We start from the raw sequence: 16,447 nt of genomic DNA on the forward strand, positions 1-16,447 counted from the left end.
TGCCTCCGTGGTCAGTCGGTGGAAATCACGTTCAGCTTGTTGGTGCCCTTGGGGCCGATGGGCAGGCGCGGCACGTACTTGAAGGTGCCGGTCGCATGGGCACAGGCGCGCCCGGCCTCGTCGTAGATGGTGGCCTCGGTGAATGCCATCGTCGCGGTGCGATGCATGAGCCGGCCCTTGCCGGTGAGGCGGCCGCGCGACGGCTGCATGAAGCTGGTCTTCATCTCGATGGTGACGACGCCCATCTCGCGCTCGACGCTGCGCGCCGCGACGGCCATGGTGACGTCCATCAGCGTCATCACGGCGCCGCCGTGAGTGACGCCGAACGAGTTGAGATGCTCGGCCTTGGCCGCGTAGGCCAGCTGCGAGTGCCCGTCTTCCATCTTCTCGAGCTGGAAGCCCAGGTGCTCGACGAAGGGGATGGCGACGCCGAAGGTCAGTGCATCCATCGATCAGCCGCCCGTGATGATGCTGGTGCCGCCGTCGACCGCCAGCCATTGGCCGGTGACGTGCTTGCCGGCGTCGGACGCGAACAGCAGTGCCGTGCCCTTCAGGTCCTCGTCGTCGCCGAGGCGGCGCAGCGGTGCGTGCGCGGCCAGCTTGTCCTGGCCGAGCCGCTCGAGGGTGCCCTTGGTCATCTTGCTGGGAAAGAAACCGGGGCAGATCGCATTGATGGTGATGTTGTACTTGCCCCATTCGGCGGCAAGCGCACGCGTGAAGTTGATGACGGCGCCCTTCGACGTGTTGTACGCCAGGGTCTGCATCTCGGGCGGGTTGCCGCCCAGCCCGGCAATGGAGGCGATGTTGACGATGCGGCCGTAGCGGTTGCGGATCATGCAGGCCTTGGCCAGGTGCTGGCTGAGGATGAAATAGCCGCGCACGTTCAGGTTCATCAGCTTGTCCCACGCCTCGACCGGATGGTCCTCGGCCGGTGCGCCCCACGCCGCGCCGGCGTTGTTCACCAGGATGTGGACGTCGCCCATGCGCTGCAGCGTCTCGTCGGCCATGCGACGGATGTCCTCTTCCTTCGACGCGTCGGCCGCGATCCAGCGCGCGTCGATGCCCGCGGCCTGCAGGTCGGCCGCAGCCTCCTCGAGGTCGGCTGCCTTGCGCGAGGTCAGCATGATCTTCGCGCCTGCCTCGCCCAGCGCATGCGCCAGCTGCAGGCCGAGCCCGCGCGAGCCGCCGGTGACGAGGGCCGTCTTGCCCTTCAGGTCGAACAGTTGCTGGATGGTGCGCGTCATCGCGTGTCGTGTCTCCGGTTGTTGTTGGGGGTGCCGGGCGATTGTGCGCCGGGCAGCGGTGTCTCGCGCAGGCGCGAGCGCACGAAGATCAGCACGATGCCGGCGACGACGGCGCAGCCACCGAGGACGCCCAGCGACCACCCGGCGATGAGGTGCGCATTGCCGGTCACGATGCCGAGCACGATGGCGAAGAGGCCGCCATAGATGAGCGTCCAGGTGAGCGCATCCAGCCTGGCCAGCGCCCGTGCCGACGCCATCAGAACGCCTCTTCGGGCATGGCGGCGCAGGTCGGGTCGCGCGTCTCGACGACGCGCAGCCAGGCACCGATCTTCGGCAGCTCGTAGTGGAAGAAGTACCGCGCCGCATGCAGCCGGCCCACCTGCGCAGGGGTACGGTCGTGGTCGGGCACCGTCAGCAGCAGGTCCAGCCAGATCCACGCGATGACCACGTGGCCGAAGGCCTGCATGTACGGCACCGCATTGGCCAGTGCCGCCGTCGGCTCGCCGGTCGACCATGCCGCCTTGGTGGCCGCACCGACGTGCTGCAGCGCCTTGGCGAGTGCGTTGCCATGCTCGGCGAGCAGCGCCCGCTGCATCGCACGCTCGATCGTCGCGTTGATGCGGCCGGCCACCAGCTGCGGGCCCTTGCCGCCCTCCATCACCACCTTGCGACCCAGCAGGTCGGCGGCCTGGATGCCGTGCGTGCCTTCGTGGATCATGTTCAGGCGGTTGTCGCGCCAGTACTGCTCGACGGGGAAGTCGCGCGTGTAGCCGTAGCCGCCGTGGATCTGGATGGCGAGCGAGTTGGCTTCGAGGCACCACTCGCTGGGCCAGCTCTTGGCGATCGGCGTCAGCACCTCCAGCAGCAGGCGGGCCTGCTCGGCATCTTCCGGCGTGCCCGTCTTCTGCTCGTCGACCAGCTTCGCGCAATACAGCATCAACGCCAGCGCGCCTTCGCCGTATGACTTCTGGGCCAGCAGCATGCGCTTGATGTCGGCGTGCTCGATGATGCGCACCTGCGGCTGGGCCGGGTCCTTTCCTGCCGGGCCGACGGGACGTCCCTGCGGCCGGTTCTTCGCGTAGTCGAGCGACGCGTAGTAACCCGCCAGGCCGAGCGCGGTGGCCGCCATGCCGATGCCGATCCGGGCCTCGTTCATCATGTGGAACATGCAGCGCAGGCCCTCGTGCGGCTTGCCTACGAGGTAGCCGATTGCGCCTGCGCCACCGCGCAACGGGTACTTGCCCTCGCCGAAGTTCAGCAGCGTGTTGGTCGTGCCGCGCCAGCCCAGCTTGTGGTTCAGGCCGGCCAGCGCGACGTCATTGCGCTCGCCCGTGAGCTGGCCGTCGGTGCCGACCATGCGCTTGGGGACGATGAACAGCGAGATGCCGCGCGTGCCCGGGATCAGCTTGCCGTCGGGGCCGGGGATCTTCGCCAGCACGAGGTGGACGATGTTCTCGCCCAGCTCGTTCTCGCCGGCCGAGATCCACATCTTGTTGCCCTTGAGGCGGTAGCGCGGACCGAGCGGATCACTCTCGAAGTCGGCGCCATCGGGCGTGGCACGCGTGGTGATGTCCGAGAGCGACGAGCCCGCCTGCGGCTCCGACAGGCACATGGTGCCGGTGAAGCGGCCGCCGAACTCGTTGCGCGCGAACACCTGCTTCTGCATCTCGGTGCCGTGCACCATCAGCAGGTTCGCGTTGCCCTTGGTGAGCAGGCTGGAGCCGATGCTCACCGACGCCGTGGCGAAGAATCCATTCGCCGCCGCCTCGATGGTGTACGGCAGCTGCATGCCGCCTTCATCGTAGTCCTGCGCGGCGCTGACCATGCCCGACTCGACATACGCCTTGTGCGCGTCGTGCGTGGCCTGCGGCAGCACGACCTTCAACCCGCCCTGCCCGTCGTCGACCGTGCGCGGCTCCTCGGTGTCCACCAAGCGGTTGAACGGCGCGTACTTCTCGCGCGCGATGCGCTCGCAGGTGTCGAGCACCGCATCGAAGGTCTCGCGGCTGTGGTCGGCGAAACGCGCGTGCCGCGCCAGCTGCTCGGCGTGCAGCCAGTCGTAGAGGAGGAAATCGAGGGTGGGACGGAGGGACATGAGTCTTGCTTTGAATGCCGGAATCTCAATACCGGAACGCAAAAGGCGCGAAAGAGCGCGAAAAACGCAAAAGGAATCTCAATGATTTCTTTCGCGTCTCTTGCGTCCTTTTTGCGCCTTTCGCGTTCGGCTGCCCGCTTCAGAGGACTTCGAACACCCCTGCCGCGCCCATGCCGCCGCCGATGCACATGGTCACCACGACCTTCTTCGCGCCGCGGCGCTTGCCCTCGATCAGTGCGTGGCCGGTCAGGCGCTGGCCCGACACGCCGTACGGATGGCCCACCGCGATGGCGCCGCCATTGACGTTCAGGCGGTCGGCCGGGATGCCCAGCTTGTCGCGGCAGTACAGCACCTGCACGGCGAACGCTTCATTCAGCTCCCAGAGGTCGATGTCGCCGACCTTCAGGCCCAGCTTCTTCAGCACCTTGGGCACGGCGAACACCGGGCCGATGCCCATTTCGTCGGGCTCGCAGCCGGCGACGGCGAAGCCCAGGAAGCGGCCCATGGGCTTCAGGTTGTGCTTGCTCGCGTACTCCTCGCTCACCACGACGCACGCGCCGGCGCCGTCCGAGAACTGGCTCGCATTGCCGGCCGTGATCACGCCACCGGGCAGCGCCGGGCGGATGCCGCTGATGCTCTCCTTGGTGGTGCCCTCGCGCAGGCCTTCGTCGGCGCTGACGGTGACTTCCTTGGTGCGCAGGCCCATGACGGGGTCCGCGACACCCGCCTTGACCGTGATCGGCGCGATCTCGTCCTTGAACTTGCCGGCGGCCTGGGCCGCGCACGCCTTCTGCTGGCTGGCGGCGCCGTATTCATCCATCGTGTCGCGGCTGATGTTGTAGCGCTTGGCCACCTGCTCGGCGGTCTGCAGCATCGACCAGTAGATCTCGGGTTTCTTCCTGTCGAGGTCCAGGTCGCGCAGCATGTGCTGGTTCATCTCCTGCTGCACGCACGAGATGCTCTCCACGCCGCCGGCTACGTAGACGTCGCCCTCGCCCGCGATCACGCGCTGCGACGCCATCGCGATGGTCTGCAGGCCGGACGAGCAGAAGCGGTTGACGGTGGCGCCAGACACCGTGATCGGCAGGTCGGCCATGAGCGCGATCTGGCGCGCGATGTTGGCGCCCGTCGCGCCCTCGGGATTGGCACAGCCCATGAGCACGTCCTCGATGGCGCCGGGGTCGATGCCGGCACGCTGCACTGCATGGCGGACCGCGTGGCCGCCCAGCGTGGCGCCGTGCGTCATGTTGAACGCGCCCTTCCAACTCTTGGTGAGCGGGGTGCGCGCGGTGGAAACGATGACAGCCTTGGACATGGTGTGCCTTTCAGGGGGAGATCAGGTCGCGGGAGCGTTGAGGTTGGCGAGGAGCTGGTGGTAGAAGCGCACCATCTCGGCGAGATTGGTGGTGGAGATGCGTTCGTTGGTGCCGTGCAGACGCGAGACGTCCTCGGGCTTCACCCGCACGGGCGAGAACCGGAAGATGCTGTCGGCGATGGGCACGAAGTGCTGCGAGTCGGAGCCGGCCACGTACAGCGCCGGCGCCACCACGGTGTCGGGATACAGCGAACGCAGCGTGTGCTCGAGCACGTGGTACGGAGCGGACTGCGTCGAGGTGATCGGCGTCGGGTCGGTGCTGCCGCCCACCGAGGACACCTCGATCCCCGGACCTGCCTTCTCGCGCACGTGCTGCAGCACCGTCTCGCGGGTGTCACCCGGCAGGATGCGGACGTCGAGGATCGCCTCGGCCTGGCCCGGGATCACGTTGAACTTGTTGCCCGCGTTGACGATGGTGAGCGCCGTCGTCGTGCGCAGCATGGCATTGGTGGTCGGCGCCTTGGCCAGCTGCGATTCCACCAGGGGCCCGAACAGCCACAGGTTGGACAGCACCACGCGCTGCATCCCCCGCATCTCGGGGGCGAGCGTCTCGAACAACTCGCGGGCCACGCCACGCAGGCGAGCGGGAAACTGCTCCTGGTCCAGCCGCTGGAGCGCCGCGCCCATCTTCACGATGACGCTCGTGCCCGGGGGCGGCGGCATCGAGGCATGACCCGCGGGTGCGGTCGCTTTCAGCTTCACCGTGATGTAGCCCTTTTCGGCCACGCCAATGAGGGCGGTCGGAGCTGCGACTCCCGGCACCAGGCCCTGGGCGAGCACCAGGCCCTCGTCGATGACGAAGTCGAGCCGGACCTTGCGTTCCTGCAGCAGCTTGACGACCTGCGCCGCGCCGCGAAGGCCTGCCACCTCCTCGTCGGCGCCGGACACGATGTAGACCGTCTGCCGCGGCTGGAAGCCGCTGGCCAGCAGCATCTCCACGGCTTCGAGCTGCGCGACCAGGTTGCCCTTGTCGTCCCAGGCGCCACGTCCCCACACGTAGCCGTCCTTGACGACGCCATCGAACGGCGGCACCTGCCAGCGATCCTCCGTGCCCGCGGCGATGGGCGTCACATCATGGTGGGCCATCAATGCGACGGGCTTGGCTGCCGGATCGCTGCCCTGCCACGTGTACAGCAGGCTGAGGCCGCCGACGACCTCGCGCTTGAGCCTCTGATGCACGAGAGGAAATCGCTGCTCCAGGTAGGCATGCAGCTTGCGGAACTCCTCGAGGTTCAGCGCCGGATCATCCGCGCTGGAGACGGTGCGGAACCGGATCGTGCCGGCCAGCTTGTCGGCGACTGCCGCGGTGTCGACGGCCAGCGGCGGCGCGGGCGCCACCTGCAGCTGGCGCGAGCCATGCCGCAGCGTGTTCACGCCCACGGCTGCTGCGAGCAGCAACAGGAGGGCGAGAAACACGAGGACGATGCGCTTGATCATGAATGCTTCGTTCAGGGCCGCAAACTGCCTCGTTCGAGGCCGCACTGGATCCCCGCTTTCGCGGGGATGACCTTGCCGGATCGGCTTCGCCGGCCCTTCGCAAGGTCAGCTGAAGGTCTTGCCTTCCGCGACCAGGCGCTGGATCAGCGGTGCCGGCTCCCAGAACTTCGCGTCGTCGCGCGGGTTCTTCTGGAAGCGCTTCATGGCCTGCATGACATTGAACAGCCCCACCTGGTCCGCGTAGAGCATCGGGCCGCCGCGATGGATCGGGAAGCCGTAGCCGGTGATGTAGACCATGTCGATGTCGCTGGCGCGCGAGGCGATGCCCTCCTCGACGATGCGGGCGCCTTCGTTGACCAGCGCGAACACCAGGCGCTGCACGATTTCCTCGTCGGAGATCTTGCGCGGCTCGACGCCGAGCGACTTGCGGTGCTCGGCCACCATGTCCTCGACCAGCTTCGACGGGATCGCGTCGCGCTTGCCTTCCTTGTAGTCGTACCAGCCGGCGCCGGTCTTCTGGCCGAAGCGGCCCAGCTCGCACAGCTTGTCGGCCGTGCGGCTGTACAGCATGTTGGGGCGTTCCTGCGCGCGGCGCTTGCGGATCGCCCAACCGATGTCGTTGCCGGCCAGGTCGCCCATGCGGAACGGGCCCATCGCGAAGCCGAACTTCTCGATCGCCTTGTCCACCTGCTGCGGCGTGGCGCCCTCGTCCAGCAGGAAGCCGGCCTGGCGGCTGTACTGCTCGATCATCCGGTTGCCGATGAAGCCGTCGCACACGCCGGACACGACAGCCGTCTTCTTGATCTGCTTGCCCAGGGCCATGACGGTGGCGAGCACGTCCTTGGCGGTCTTCTCGCCACGCACCACCTCCAGCAGCTTCATCACGTTGGCCGGGCTGAAGAAGTGCATGCCGACCACGTCCTGCGGCCGCTTGGTGAAGCTGGCGATCTTGTTCACGTCCAGCGTCGAGGTGTTGGTGGCGAGGATGGCCCCGGGCTTCATCACCGAGTCCAGGGTCTCGAACACCTTCTGCTTGACGCCCATCTCCTCGAACACCGCCTCGATCACCAGGTCGCACTGGGCGAGGTCCTTGTAGTCGAGCGTGGTCTTGAGCAGCGCCATGCGCTGGTCGTACTTGTCCTGCTTCAGCTTGCCCTTCTTCACCTGGGCTTCGTAGTTCTTGCGGATCGTGGCCACGCCGCGATCCAGCGCTTCCTGCTTCATCTCGAGAATGGTCACCGGGATGCCGGCGTTCAGGAAGTTCATCGAGATGCCGCCGCCCATGGTGCCGGCGCCGATGACGCCGACCGCCTTGATCGCGCGCTTGGGCGTGTCCTCCGGCACGTCGGGGATCTTGGATGCGGCGCGCTCGGCCATGAACAGGTGCCGCAGCGCCCGGCTCTCCGGCGTGAGCATGAGATTCATGAAGATCTCGCGCTCGTACGCCATGCCGTCGTCGAACTTCTTCTTCGTCGAGGCCTCGACCGCGTCCACGCACTTCACCGGCGCCGGGAAGTTCTTCGCCATGCCCTTGACCATGTTGCGCGCGAACTGGAAGTACGCATCGCCCATGGGGTGCTTGCTCGGCAGGTCCCGCACGCGCGGCAGCGGACGCTTGTCCGTCACGCTGCGGGCGAGGGCCAGCGCCTCGTCCATCAGCGACTCGGCCGAGGCCGCCATCTTGTCGAACAGCTTCTGGCCAGGCTGCTGGGCCAGCAGCTCGCTCTTCACGGGCTCGCCCGACACGATCATGTTGAGCGCGGTCTCCACGCCGAGCACGCGCGGCAGGCGCATGGTGCCACCGGCACCAGGGATCAGGCCCAGCTTCACTTCCGGCAGGGCGACATTGGTGCCCGGCGCGGCGATGCGGTAATGGCAGCCGAGGGACAATTCGAGGCCCCCACCCATGCACACCGAATGGATGGCAGCGACCACCGGTTTGGTCGACGCCTCGACCGCCAGGATCAGCGACAGCAGGTTGGGCTCGGCGATCGCCTTGGGCGAGCCGAACTCCTTGATGTCCGCGCCACCGGAGAACGCCTTGCCCGCGCCCGTCAGCACGATGGCCTTGACGGCCGGATCGGCCAGAGCCTTCTCCAGCCCGCCGGCGATGCCCTGGCGCGTGGCCATCCCCAGCCCGTTGACGGGCGGATTGTTCATCGTGATCACGGCGACGTCGCCGTGCACCTTGTAGTCAGCCGTCATGGCGTTCTGTCCTTCCGGATGTGAAATAGAACGAGCGTTCGCTAATCGATTCTATGGTGGCGACAGGGCTGCCCTAGAGGGTTTGTCGCAGGTGGGACACCGCGGTCGGGCTACCGGCTGAACGCCCTCCCGGCTCGCTTGTCGTCCTGCGGGGGCCGGTGCTTGCCTCTTCGGGCATGATGGGACGCGCCCATGACTTCGCGGCTTGTGCCAGTTTTGTCTGGCCGCGCAGCTCAGGGCCTCGACACGATTCAATGAAGAAGATTCTGATGGATACCGGCAGCTTCGGCCCCGCAACCCCGTCGCGCTGGCCGGCTGATGCGTGCCACGTCCGCGACACTGCTGTCGACCTGGACGTGGCCGTGCAGCACGCGCCATTGCATTTGCGCGTGCTGAGGACCGCGTCGGACCGGGAAGCCATTGCCGGGCTGCGCCAGCATGCCGCGTTCGGTGTCGAGCAGGACCTGGGGCTGGGGCTGAAGCCGCTGGAAGAGACGCGCGACGAGGCCGGCGTGGTCGTCGCGGTGTACCGCCACTCCCGCCTGCTGGCCACCTTGCGCTTCGTCCCGACGGGTCATCGCCTCACGGGCGCCGAGCGCCTGCTGAATGCCTTTCCGTTCGACACGTCGATCCTCGGCGACGGCAGCTGGGAAGTGGGCCGCGTGATCATGGATCCGGAGGACCGCCGCCTCGACCTGCTGGTGGAGTGCCTGGCGCTCACCCTCGAGAAGCTGATGCAGCTGAAGCACGTGCGCCATTTCCATGCCACCACGACGCTGGCGATGGCACGCCTGTGGCGCCGGGTGGGCATGCGGACAGTCGTGACCGCCACGGGGACCAGCGGCACCCGGTACGCGCTGGTTCATGCCCGGGTGGAGGACGTCGCCTCCGCGCTGCAGCAGTTGCAGTCCAGGACGTCGTTCGAGCGCGCCGCGTTGGTTGCCAACGGCTGGTGATGCGAAAGAACCGCTTCACTGCAGACATTGCGGGTGTGGTGCTTCGGGCCGTGCAAGCCCTCTGCTACATTGGCCGCGACAGAGGTTGTAGGGAGGACACCGTGCCACATCGGCCGCTCATGCCCGCGCGTCCAGCGCAGGGTTTCGCCCGGCGCCACGCGCCTGCAGCGGGTTTTCGATGATGGATCGACTGAAGCGCCTGGCCGTTCGGCTGGTCAACGGCTACCGGTTCCACCACGAGAGCAATCCATCCCTCCTCGCCGCCATCGGCGTGGTGGGCGCCATCGCCTTCTCGACCTTCTATCTGGTGCGCCTCACCGGCAAGCTGCCGCCGCGGTGGGACGACATGTACTTCCGCCTCCCCGCCATCGCCACGTGCGTGGCGCTGGCGCTGCGCCGCTGGTGGCCGGCCCCGCTGGCACGCTTCTACCTGCCCTACTCGTACGCCACCGTCTTCTACTGCCTGGCGTTCTTCATGCCGCTCACGCTGCTGGAGAACGGAGGTGCGCCGAACACGGTGATGAACATGATGATGGGCGTGGTGCTGATCATCCTGCTGACGGACTGGCGCAACACGCTGGTCATGGTGCTGGGCGGCTATCTCTCCAGCGCCGCGTTCTTCTTCGCCAGCCACCCGCTGTCGGACTTCCCCATGGAGTTCCTCTACTGGTGGGTGCCGATGTGCATGGTCCTCGTCGCGGGCGGCAGCTTCTCGAAGCACGCCGAGCGGCGGGCCGAGCTCGAACGGCTGCGCCGCCTGTACGCGGGCCTGGCGGGCTCGGTGGCCCACGAGGTGCGCAATCCCATGGCCCAGGTGCAGCACGCGCTTGAAAGCGCGCGGGCCATGCTGCCGGCAGTGGCCGCCGCCGAGGTGGTGCAGGTGTCCCGGCAACGGATCGACGCCCTCTCCCGCGCCCTCGGGCAGGGCAAGGACGCCGCGGACCGCGGCTTGCAGGCGATCACCCTGACCTTGCAGCAGCTGAGCGGCAAGGCGTTCGACAGCTCCCGCTTCTCGCCGGTGTCGGCCGCGCTGTGCGTGCAGAAGGCGGTGAGCGAGTACGCCTACGAGACGGCCGAGCAGCGGGGCAGCGTGGCGGTGCAGGTCGTCGGCGACTTCCACTTCCGTGGCGACGAGACGGCCTGCGTGCTGATCCTGTTCAACCTGCTGAAGAACGCCCTCTACTACCTGCCCCTGCATCCGGGCGCCAGCATCACGATCACCGTGATGAGCGCGCCGGCGCATCGCATCGTCGTGCACGACACCGGTCCGGGCATCCCGCGCGACCGCATGGCCCACCTGTTCGAGGAGTTCCACTCGTTCGGCAAGACCGAGGGCACCGGCCTCGGCCTGGCGTTCTGCCGCCGCGCCATGGAGGCCTTCGGGGGTGAGATCGCCTGCCACTCGATCCACGGCCAATTCACCGAATTCACGCTGACCTTCCCCCCGACCTCGATGAAGCAGGCGCCAGTCCTGCCGGCCCCGGAGCAGCGGGTGCCCGCCGTCCCGGTCGATTTCAGCGGCCAGACCGTGCTGGTCGTGGACGACAGCGCGTTCAACCGCACCATCGTCAAGGCCCGGCTGCGCGAGCTGGCTTTCCGCACGCTCGAAGCGGGGCATGGTGCCGAGGCGCTGCGCCTGCTGGACGATGGCGCGCAGCCCGACGTGATCCTGATGGACATGCAGATGCCGGGCATGAGCGGCATCGAGGCCACGCGCGCCCTGCGCCACCGGCCCGCGCCGCTGAACGGGATCCCGGTCCTTGCCCTCAGCGCCAACGACCTGCCCTCCTGGCGCGACGCCGCCCTGGAGGCCGGCATGAACGGCTACCTGGCCAAGCCGCTGGACCCGGACCTGCTGCGGTCGGAACTCGCGCGCGTATTGCGCGTGCAGGGCGCAGGTCCTCAGACCTCCAGCCACTCCTTGCGCGTGTAGGCGTCGGCCCGCAGCGTGGCGGGCGTGCCTTCGAACACGATGCTCCCGTGGCCCATCACCAGGGCCCGGTCGGAGATCGTCATCGCGATGGTGAGCTTCTGCTCGATCAGCAGCACCGAAATGCCGCGCTCCTTGAGCCTGCCCAGGTACTCGCCCACCAGCTCCACGATCTTGGGCGCCAGGCCTTCGGTGGGTTCGTCGATGATGATCAGGTCCGGGTCGCCGATCAGCGTGCGGCACAGCGTCAGCATCTGCTGTTCCCCGCCGGACAGCACGCCCGCTTCCGTGTGCTGCCGCTCCTTCAGGCGCGGGAACATGCGGTACATGTCCTCGTAGGTCCAGCGGCCCTTCTGCTTGCGGCGCTTCTCGCCCAGCACCAGGTTCTGGTGTACGGTGAGCCGGGGAAGATGTCGCGGTTCTCGGGCACGTAGCCCATGCCCAGGTGCGCGATCTCGTAGGGCTTGCGGCCCAGCGTCTCGAGGCCCTTCCAGTTCACGCTGCCGGTGCAATCGACCATGCCCATGATGGCCTTGGCCGTGGTCGACCGGCCCGAGCCGTTGCGCCCGAGGAGCGCCACGATCTCACCCGGGTTGACGTCGAAGTGCACCCCGTGCAGCACGTGGCTCTTGCCGTAGAAGGCGTGGAGGTTCTCGACCTTCAGCATCTCAATGGGCTCCGACCTGCGCATCCGCGACGTGTGAGCCGAGGTAGGCTTCCTGCACCTTCTGGTTGGCGCGCACCTTGTCGGGGGTGTCGAACGCGATCACCTCCCCATAGACCACCACGGCGATCTTGTCGGCCAGGCCGAACACCACGCCCATGTCGTGCTCGACGGTCAGCAGCGTCTTGCCGACCGTCACTTCCTTGATCAGGTCGATGAAGCGCTTGGTCTCGCTGCGGCTCATGCCCGCCGTCGGTTCGTCGAGCAGGATCACGCCGGCGCCGCCGGCGATGGTGATGCCGATCTCCAGCGCGCGCTGCTCCGCATAGGTGAGGTTCACCGCCAGCACGTCACGCTTGCGGTCCAGGTGGATCATGTGCAGCAGCCGCTCGGCGAGTTCGTTCGCGTCCTGCAGGTCGGCCAGGAACTTGAAGAAGGTGTAGCGGTAGCCCAGGCTCCACAGCACCCCGCAGCGCAGGTTCTCGAACACGCTGAGCTTGGGGAAGATGTTGGTGATCTGGAAGCTGCGCGACAGGCCCAGGCGGTTGATCTCGAACGGGCGCTTGCCGTCGATGCGCTGGCCGTTCAGCAGCACTTCGCCGCTGGTGGGTGCGAAGCGGCCCGAGACGAGGTTGAACAACGTCGATTTGCCTGCGCCATTGGGGCCGATCACCGCGACGCGCTCGCCGGGACGCACTGCGAGATTCGCGCCGCGGATGATCTCGGTCTTGCCGAAGCTCTTGCGCAGGTCCTTGAGCTCCAGCGCGTATTGCACCGTCATGCCGCCGCCTCCCTGCGCCTGATCTCTTCCTCGATGGCACCCTGGATCTCGCCCCATTGCCGCACGAACTGGCGGCGCGTGAGCTCGAAGAGGCCCAGGCCGGTGAGCAGGACGAAGCTGCAGCCGAACCAGCTGTCGACCGAATGCGCGTTGAGCGTCGTGCCCAGGAAGTGCAGCTCCGGGCCCAGCGCCGGATTGAGCTTCAGGTGGTAGACCATCTCGATCATCCCGGCCGCCCCCAGCAGTGCCAGCAGCGCCGTGGCGGCGAACGCCAGGTAGCTGACCCACAGCTCGCGCAGGCGCCCGAACGAGGCGATGCGCACGTTCATCATCACCAGGCTGGCGATGCCGCCGGGCGCGTACATCACCATGAACAGGAACACCAGGCCCAGGTACAGCAGCCAGGCCTTGGTGACCTCCGACAGCAGCACGAACGCCAGCACCATCAGGATGCCGCCGATGATGGGACCGAAGAAGAAGGTTGCGCCGCCGAGGAATGTGAAGAGCAGGTAGGCGCCCGAGCGATACCCGCTGACCACCTCCGAGGTGACGATCTCGAAGTTCAGCGCGGCCAGGCCACCCGAGATGCCGGCGAAGAACGCCGAGATCATGAAGGCGATGTAGCGCACCTTCTGCGTGTCGTAGCCGACGAACTCCACCCGCTCCGGGTTGTCGCGCACGGCGTTGAGCATGCGTCCGAGCGGCGTGCGCGTGAAGGCGAACATGAGCGCCGTGCACACGAAGGTGTAGACCGCGATGAGGTAGTACAGCTGGATCTGAGGGCCGAAGCTGATGCCGAACGGCTTGGGGCCGGTGACCCGGTTGCCCGAGATGCCGCCCTCGCCGCCGAAGAACTCGGGGAACATCAGCGACATCGCGTACACCAGTTCGCCGATGCCCAGCGTGATCATCGCGAACGGTGTGGCTGCCTTCTTGGTGGTCACCCAGCCGAAGGCCACCGCGAACAACAGGCCCGCCAGGCCGCCGACGATGGGAATGAGGCTGACCGGAATCGGCAGCGATCCCTTGGCCACCAGGTTCAGCGTGTGGATGGCGAGGAACGAGCCCAGGCCCGAATACACCGCGTGGCCGAAGCTCAGCATGCCGCCCTGCCCCAGCAGCATGTTGTACGAGAGGCAGACGATGATGGCGATGCCCATCTGGCTGAGCATGGTGTGGGCCAGCGACGTGGTCCACACCAGCGGCGCGACCAGCAGCAGCAGCGCGAACAGCGACCAGATCACCCAGCGGCCGACGTTGATGCGCCTGGAGCGATCGCGCCCGACGCTCGCGGCGGGCACGCGGGCCGGTGCAGCGCCCGGCAGGTCCATCGGGGTGCCGGTGCGCGAATTCTCGAGCGCCGCGTCGGCTGACTGGGTGTGGGTGAGCGTGCTCATCGCGTCAGCCCTCCCGCGTTCCGAGAAGGCCCTTGGGCCGGAAGACCAGGATCAGCACCAGGAACACGTACGGCAGGATGGGCGCGATCTGGCTGATCTTCAGCCGCCACAGCACGAAGCCCGGCGTCTCGGGACCGATGGCGGTGCCCAGCGAATTCAGCGTCCCCATGAGCGATGCGTCGATGCCGACCGCGAAGGTCTGGATCACGCCGATCAGCAGCGAGGCGACGAACGCACCCGAGAGCGAGCCCATGCCGCCCACGACCACGACCACGAAGATCACCGAGCCGACGGTGCCTGCCATCCCCGGCTCCGTGACGAATGCGTTGCCGCCGATCACGCCCGCCAGCGCCGCGAGCGCGCAGCCGCCGCCGAACACCAGCATGAAGACGCGCGGCACGTTGTGGCCCAGCGCTTCGACCGTGTCGGGGTGCGTCAGGGCCGCCTGGATGACCAGCCCGATGCGGGTGCGCGTGAGCAGCAGCCAGATCGCCACCAGCATCAGCAGGGCGACCAGCATCATGAAGCCGCGGTACATCGGGAACTGCGTCCCGTACAGCGTGAACAGCGGGCCGCTCAGCACCGCGGGCACGCGGTAGTCGACCGAGCTGGTGCCCCAGACCAGCTGCACCATCTCCAGGATGATGAACGACAGGCCGAAGGTGATGAGCAGCTCGGCGACGTGGCCGAACTTGTGCACCCGCCGCAGGCAGTAGCGCTCGAACAGCGCCCCCAGCACGCCCACGAGGAACGGTGCGATCACCAGCGCGGGGAAGTAGCCCACCAGCTGCGTGACGGTGAAGGCGAAGTACGCGCCCAGCATGTAGAAGCTGGCGTGCGCGAAGTTGAGCACCCCCATCATGCTGAAGATCAGGGTCAGGCCCGAACTCAGCATGAACAGCAACAGCCCGTAGCTGATGCCGTTCAGGAGGGAGATGGTGAAGAACTCCATGATGGCCCGTGGTACCGCGCAACAAAAAGCCGGGACAGCGGCGACGCCATCCCGGCTGGTGGATGGTCGGGCCTCAGGAGGCCGACGGCCGTTTCATCTGGCAGCTGGTCGGCGTGCTGGACACGTACGGATCCAGCTGCTTGATCGGCACGAATGTGTAGCCGGTGTTCTCGACGCTGTACTCGCCCTTCTTGGCCTTCTGCCACTTGGTGATGAACATCGTCTGCTGCAGCTGGTGGTCGGACGCGCGCATGGTGACGTCGCCGGCGAAGCTCTTGACCGACAGCCCTTCGAGCGCCTTCGCCACCTTGGCCGGCTCGCTGGAGCCTGCCTTCGCGATCGCCGCCCCCAGCAGCTGGATGCCGTTGTACGTGGCGAAGGTGTAGTAGTCGTCGTTGAACTTCTTGTGGAACTCGTTGGCCATCTGCCCGAGTTCGCCGGTGTGGTTGGCATGGCCATAGGCCACCACGTAGACCTCGCTGTCTCCGCCGGCGGCCAGAGCCGTCGGCGTGCCGGTGACCCCGGCGTAGTAGGTGTACATCGGCGTCTTCAGGCCGGCGTCGTTCATCGCCTTGACCAGCAGCGTGAGGTCCTGGCCCCAGTTGCCGGTGACGATGGTGTCGGCGCCCGACTGCTTGATCTTGGCCACGTAGGGCGAGAAGTCCTTGACCTGGCCGATCGGGTGCAGGTCCTCGCCGACGATCTGGACATCGGGGCGCTTGCGCTTGATCGCGTCCTTGAAGAACTTGGCGACCTGCTGGCCGTGCGAGTAGTTCTGGCCGATGATGTAGACCTTCTTGACCTGCGGCTGGTCCTTCATGAAGGAGGTCAGCGCCTCCATCTTCATGCTGGTGTCCGCATCCAGGCGGAAGTGCCAGTAGTCGCACTTCTCGTTGGTCATCGCCGGGTCGACCGCGGCGTAATTGAAGTAGATGAGTTCCTTGCCGGGATTGCGCTCGTTGTACTTGGCGACCGCGTCCTCGATCGCCAAGCCTGAGCCCGAGCCGTTGCCCTGCGCGACGTAGCGGAAGCCCTGGTCGATGGCGGCCTTCAGCGTGTTCAGACTCTCCTGCGGCGAATTCTTGTTGTCGAAACCCACCACCTCGAACTTCACACCCGAAGGCGTCTTGCCGGAGAAGTGCTCGGCGGCGTATTGCCAGCTCTTGAGCTGGTTCTGGCCCACGTTGGCGAACGGTCCCGACAGCGGATCCATGAACGCGATGCGCACGGTTTCACCCTTGCCCGCCGCCGGTGCAGCCGCCGGCTTGGCAGCGGGCGCGGACTTGGCAGGCGTGGCCTGCGCGAACGCGAAGCCAGCGCCCGAGAGGGCCAGCACCGCGGCGACCGTGACGTGCCTGAAGGCGAACATGATGGGTGTCTCCTGTCGGTTTGGAATGGGCGCAGGGTACAA

General features: G+C 67.1%; 13 protein-coding genes and 1 pseudogene. 2 read left to right on the plus strand and 12 right to left on the minus strand.

The genetic code is table 11. The annotated features are described in order from the left end of the window. Nucleotides 1-11 precede the first annotated feature (11 nt). The 7 genes from ACPWT1_RS16175 to ACPWT1_RS16205 form a co-directional block, all read right to left on the minus strand. Nucleotides 12-449 carry a PaaI family thioesterase gene (locus tag ACPWT1_RS16175; protein ID WP_427912169.1) on the minus strand — a complete coding sequence of 146 codons (438 nt, stop codon included), beginning with the start codon at nucleotides 447-449 and terminating at the stop codon, nucleotides 12-14. Between the two features lie 3 nt (nucleotides 450-452). Beyond that, a complete protein-coding gene (locus ACPWT1_RS16180) occupies nucleotides 453-1,244 on the minus strand; it encodes an SDR family oxidoreductase (protein ID WP_427912170.1) in 792 nt (263 codons plus the stop codon). Beyond that, nucleotides 1,241-1,501 carry a hypothetical protein gene (locus tag ACPWT1_RS16185; protein ID WP_427912171.1) on the minus strand — a complete coding sequence of 87 codons (261 nt, stop codon included), beginning with the start codon at nucleotides 1,499-1,501 and terminating at the stop codon, nucleotides 1,241-1,243. The genes ACPWT1_RS16180 and ACPWT1_RS16185 overlap by 4 nt, the downstream gene beginning before the upstream one ends. Then, nucleotides 1,501-3,339: an acyl-CoA dehydrogenase gene (locus ACPWT1_RS16190; protein ID WP_427912172.1), complete on the minus strand. Its 1,839-nt coding sequence runs from the start codon at nucleotides 3,337-3,339 to the stop codon at nucleotides 1,501-1,503. The genes ACPWT1_RS16185 and ACPWT1_RS16190 overlap by 1 nt, the downstream gene beginning before the upstream one ends. A 139-nt stretch (nucleotides 3,340-3,478) precedes the next feature. Further along, complete coding sequence (locus ACPWT1_RS16195) at nucleotides 3,479-4,654, minus strand: acetyl-CoA C-acyltransferase (RefSeq protein WP_427912173.1); 1,176 nt, start codon at nucleotides 4,652-4,654, stop codon at nucleotides 3,479-3,481. A gap of 21 nt (nucleotides 4,655-4,675) precedes the next feature. Further along, entirely contained in the window at nucleotides 4,676-6,151 is a 1,476-nt protein-coding gene (locus tag ACPWT1_RS16200) for a M20 family peptidase (protein ID WP_427912174.1), read from the minus strand. Nucleotides 6,152-6,256: 105 nt separating this feature from the next. Beyond that, nucleotides 6,257-8,356 carry a 3-hydroxyacyl-CoA dehydrogenase NAD-binding domain-containing protein gene (locus ACPWT1_RS16205; protein WP_427912175.1) on the minus strand — a complete coding sequence of 700 codons (2,100 nt, stop codon included), beginning with the start codon at nucleotides 8,354-8,356 and terminating at the stop codon, nucleotides 6,257-6,259. A 269-nt stretch (nucleotides 8,357-8,625) separates the two neighbouring features. Between ACPWT1_RS16205 and ACPWT1_RS16210 the strand changes: the two genes are divergently transcribed. Both ACPWT1_RS16210 and ACPWT1_RS16215 read left to right on the plus strand, forming a co-directional pair. Further along, complete coding sequence (locus ACPWT1_RS16210; RefSeq protein ID WP_427912176.1) at nucleotides 8,626-9,312, plus strand: hypothetical protein; 687 nt, start codon at nucleotides 8,626-8,628, stop codon at nucleotides 9,310-9,312. Nucleotides 9,313-9,493: 181 nt separating this feature from the next. Further along, a complete protein-coding gene (locus ACPWT1_RS16215) occupies nucleotides 9,494-11,245 on the plus strand; it encodes an ATP-binding response regulator (protein WP_427912177.1) in 1,752 nt (583 codons plus the stop codon). Here the strand turns inward: ACPWT1_RS16215 and ACPWT1_RS16220 are convergent. The 5 genes and pseudogenes from ACPWT1_RS16220 to ACPWT1_RS16240 all read right to left on the minus strand — a co-directional run bounded on the left by ACPWT1_RS16220 (nucleotide 11,215) and on the right by ACPWT1_RS16240 (nucleotide 16,405). After that, a pseudogene (locus tag ACPWT1_RS16220) lies at nucleotides 11,215-11,909 on the minus strand (ABC transporter ATP-binding protein). The gene ACPWT1_RS16215 and the pseudogene ACPWT1_RS16220 sit on opposite strands and share 31 nt — an antisense overlap. Before the next feature lies 1 nt (nucleotide 11,910). Then, nucleotides 11,911-12,687: an ABC transporter ATP-binding protein gene (locus tag ACPWT1_RS16225; RefSeq protein ID WP_427912178.1), complete on the minus strand. Its 777-nt coding sequence runs from the start codon at nucleotides 12,685-12,687 to the stop codon at nucleotides 11,911-11,913. Next, nucleotides 12,684-14,084, minus strand: coding sequence for a branched-chain amino acid ABC transporter permease (locus tag ACPWT1_RS16230; RefSeq protein WP_427912179.1), 1,401 nt, complete (start codon nucleotides 14,082-14,084; stop codon nucleotides 12,684-12,686). The genes ACPWT1_RS16225 and ACPWT1_RS16230 overlap by 4 nt, the downstream gene beginning before the upstream one ends. A gap of 4 nt (nucleotides 14,085-14,088) precedes the next feature. Continuing rightward, nucleotides 14,089-15,036, minus strand: a complete 948-nt coding sequence (locus ACPWT1_RS16235; RefSeq protein WP_427912180.1) for a branched-chain amino acid ABC transporter permease — start codon at nucleotides 15,034-15,036, stop codon at nucleotides 14,089-14,091. A gap of 73 nt (nucleotides 15,037-15,109) precedes the next feature. Then, nucleotides 15,110-16,405: a branched-chain amino acid ABC transporter substrate-binding protein gene (locus tag ACPWT1_RS16240; protein ID WP_427912181.1), complete on the minus strand. Its 1,296-nt coding sequence runs from the start codon at nucleotides 16,403-16,405 to the stop codon at nucleotides 15,110-15,112. Nucleotides 16,406-16,447: the final 42 nt, after the last annotated feature.

Source organism: Ramlibacter sp. MMS24-I3-19 (assembly GCF_050320135.1).
Classification (GTDB): Bacteria; Pseudomonadota; Gammaproteobacteria; order Burkholderiales; family Burkholderiaceae_C; genus Ramlibacter.

Excerpts from the sequence above, each read along its gene's own strand:
- ACPWT1_RS16195 (WP_427912173.1), bottom strand. The coding sequence starts at position 4,654 with ATGTCCAAGGCTGTCATCGTTTCCACCGCGCGCACCCCGCTCACCAAG.
- ACPWT1_RS16230 (WP_427912179.1), bottom strand. The coding sequence starts at position 14,084 with ATGAGCACGCTCACCCACACCCAGTCAGCCGACGCGGCGCTCGAGAAT.
- ACPWT1_RS16180 (WP_427912170.1), bottom strand. The coding sequence starts at position 1,244 with ATGACGCGCACCATCCAGCAACTGTTCGACCTGAAGGGCAAGACGGCC.
- ACPWT1_RS16235 (WP_427912180.1), bottom strand. The coding sequence starts at position 15,036 with ATGGAGTTCTTCACCATCTCCCTCCTGAACGGCATCAGCTACGGGCTG.
- ACPWT1_RS16225 (WP_427912178.1), bottom strand. The coding sequence starts at position 12,687 with ATGACGGTGCAATACGCGCTGGAGCTCAAGGACCTGCGCAAGAGCTTC.
- ACPWT1_RS16200 (WP_427912174.1), bottom strand. The coding sequence starts at position 6,151 with ATGATCAAGCGCATCGTCCTCGTGTTTCTCGCCCTCCTGTTGCTGCTC.
- ACPWT1_RS16215 (WP_427912177.1), top strand. The coding sequence starts at position 9,494 with ATGGATCGACTGAAGCGCCTGGCCGTTCGGCTGGTCAACGGCTACCGG.
- ACPWT1_RS16240 (WP_427912181.1), bottom strand. The coding sequence starts at position 16,405 with ATGTTCGCCTTCAGGCACGTCACGGTCGCCGCGGTGCTGGCCCTCTCG.
- ACPWT1_RS16175 (WP_427912169.1), bottom strand. The coding sequence starts at position 449 with ATGGATGCACTGACCTTCGGCGTCGCCATCCCCTTCGTCGAGCACCTG.
- ACPWT1_RS16205 (WP_427912175.1), bottom strand. The coding sequence starts at position 8,356 with ATGACGGCTGACTACAAGGTGCACGGCGACGTCGCCGTGATCACGATG.
- ACPWT1_RS16190 (WP_427912172.1), bottom strand. The coding sequence starts at position 3,339 with ATGTCCCTCCGTCCCACCCTCGATTTCCTCCTCTACGACTGGCTGCAC.
- ACPWT1_RS16185 (WP_427912171.1), bottom strand. The coding sequence starts at position 1,501 with ATGGCGTCGGCACGGGCGCTGGCCAGGCTGGATGCGCTCACCTGGACG.
- ACPWT1_RS16210 (WP_427912176.1), top strand. The coding sequence starts at position 8,626 with ATGGATACCGGCAGCTTCGGCCCCGCAACCCCGTCGCGCTGGCCGGCT.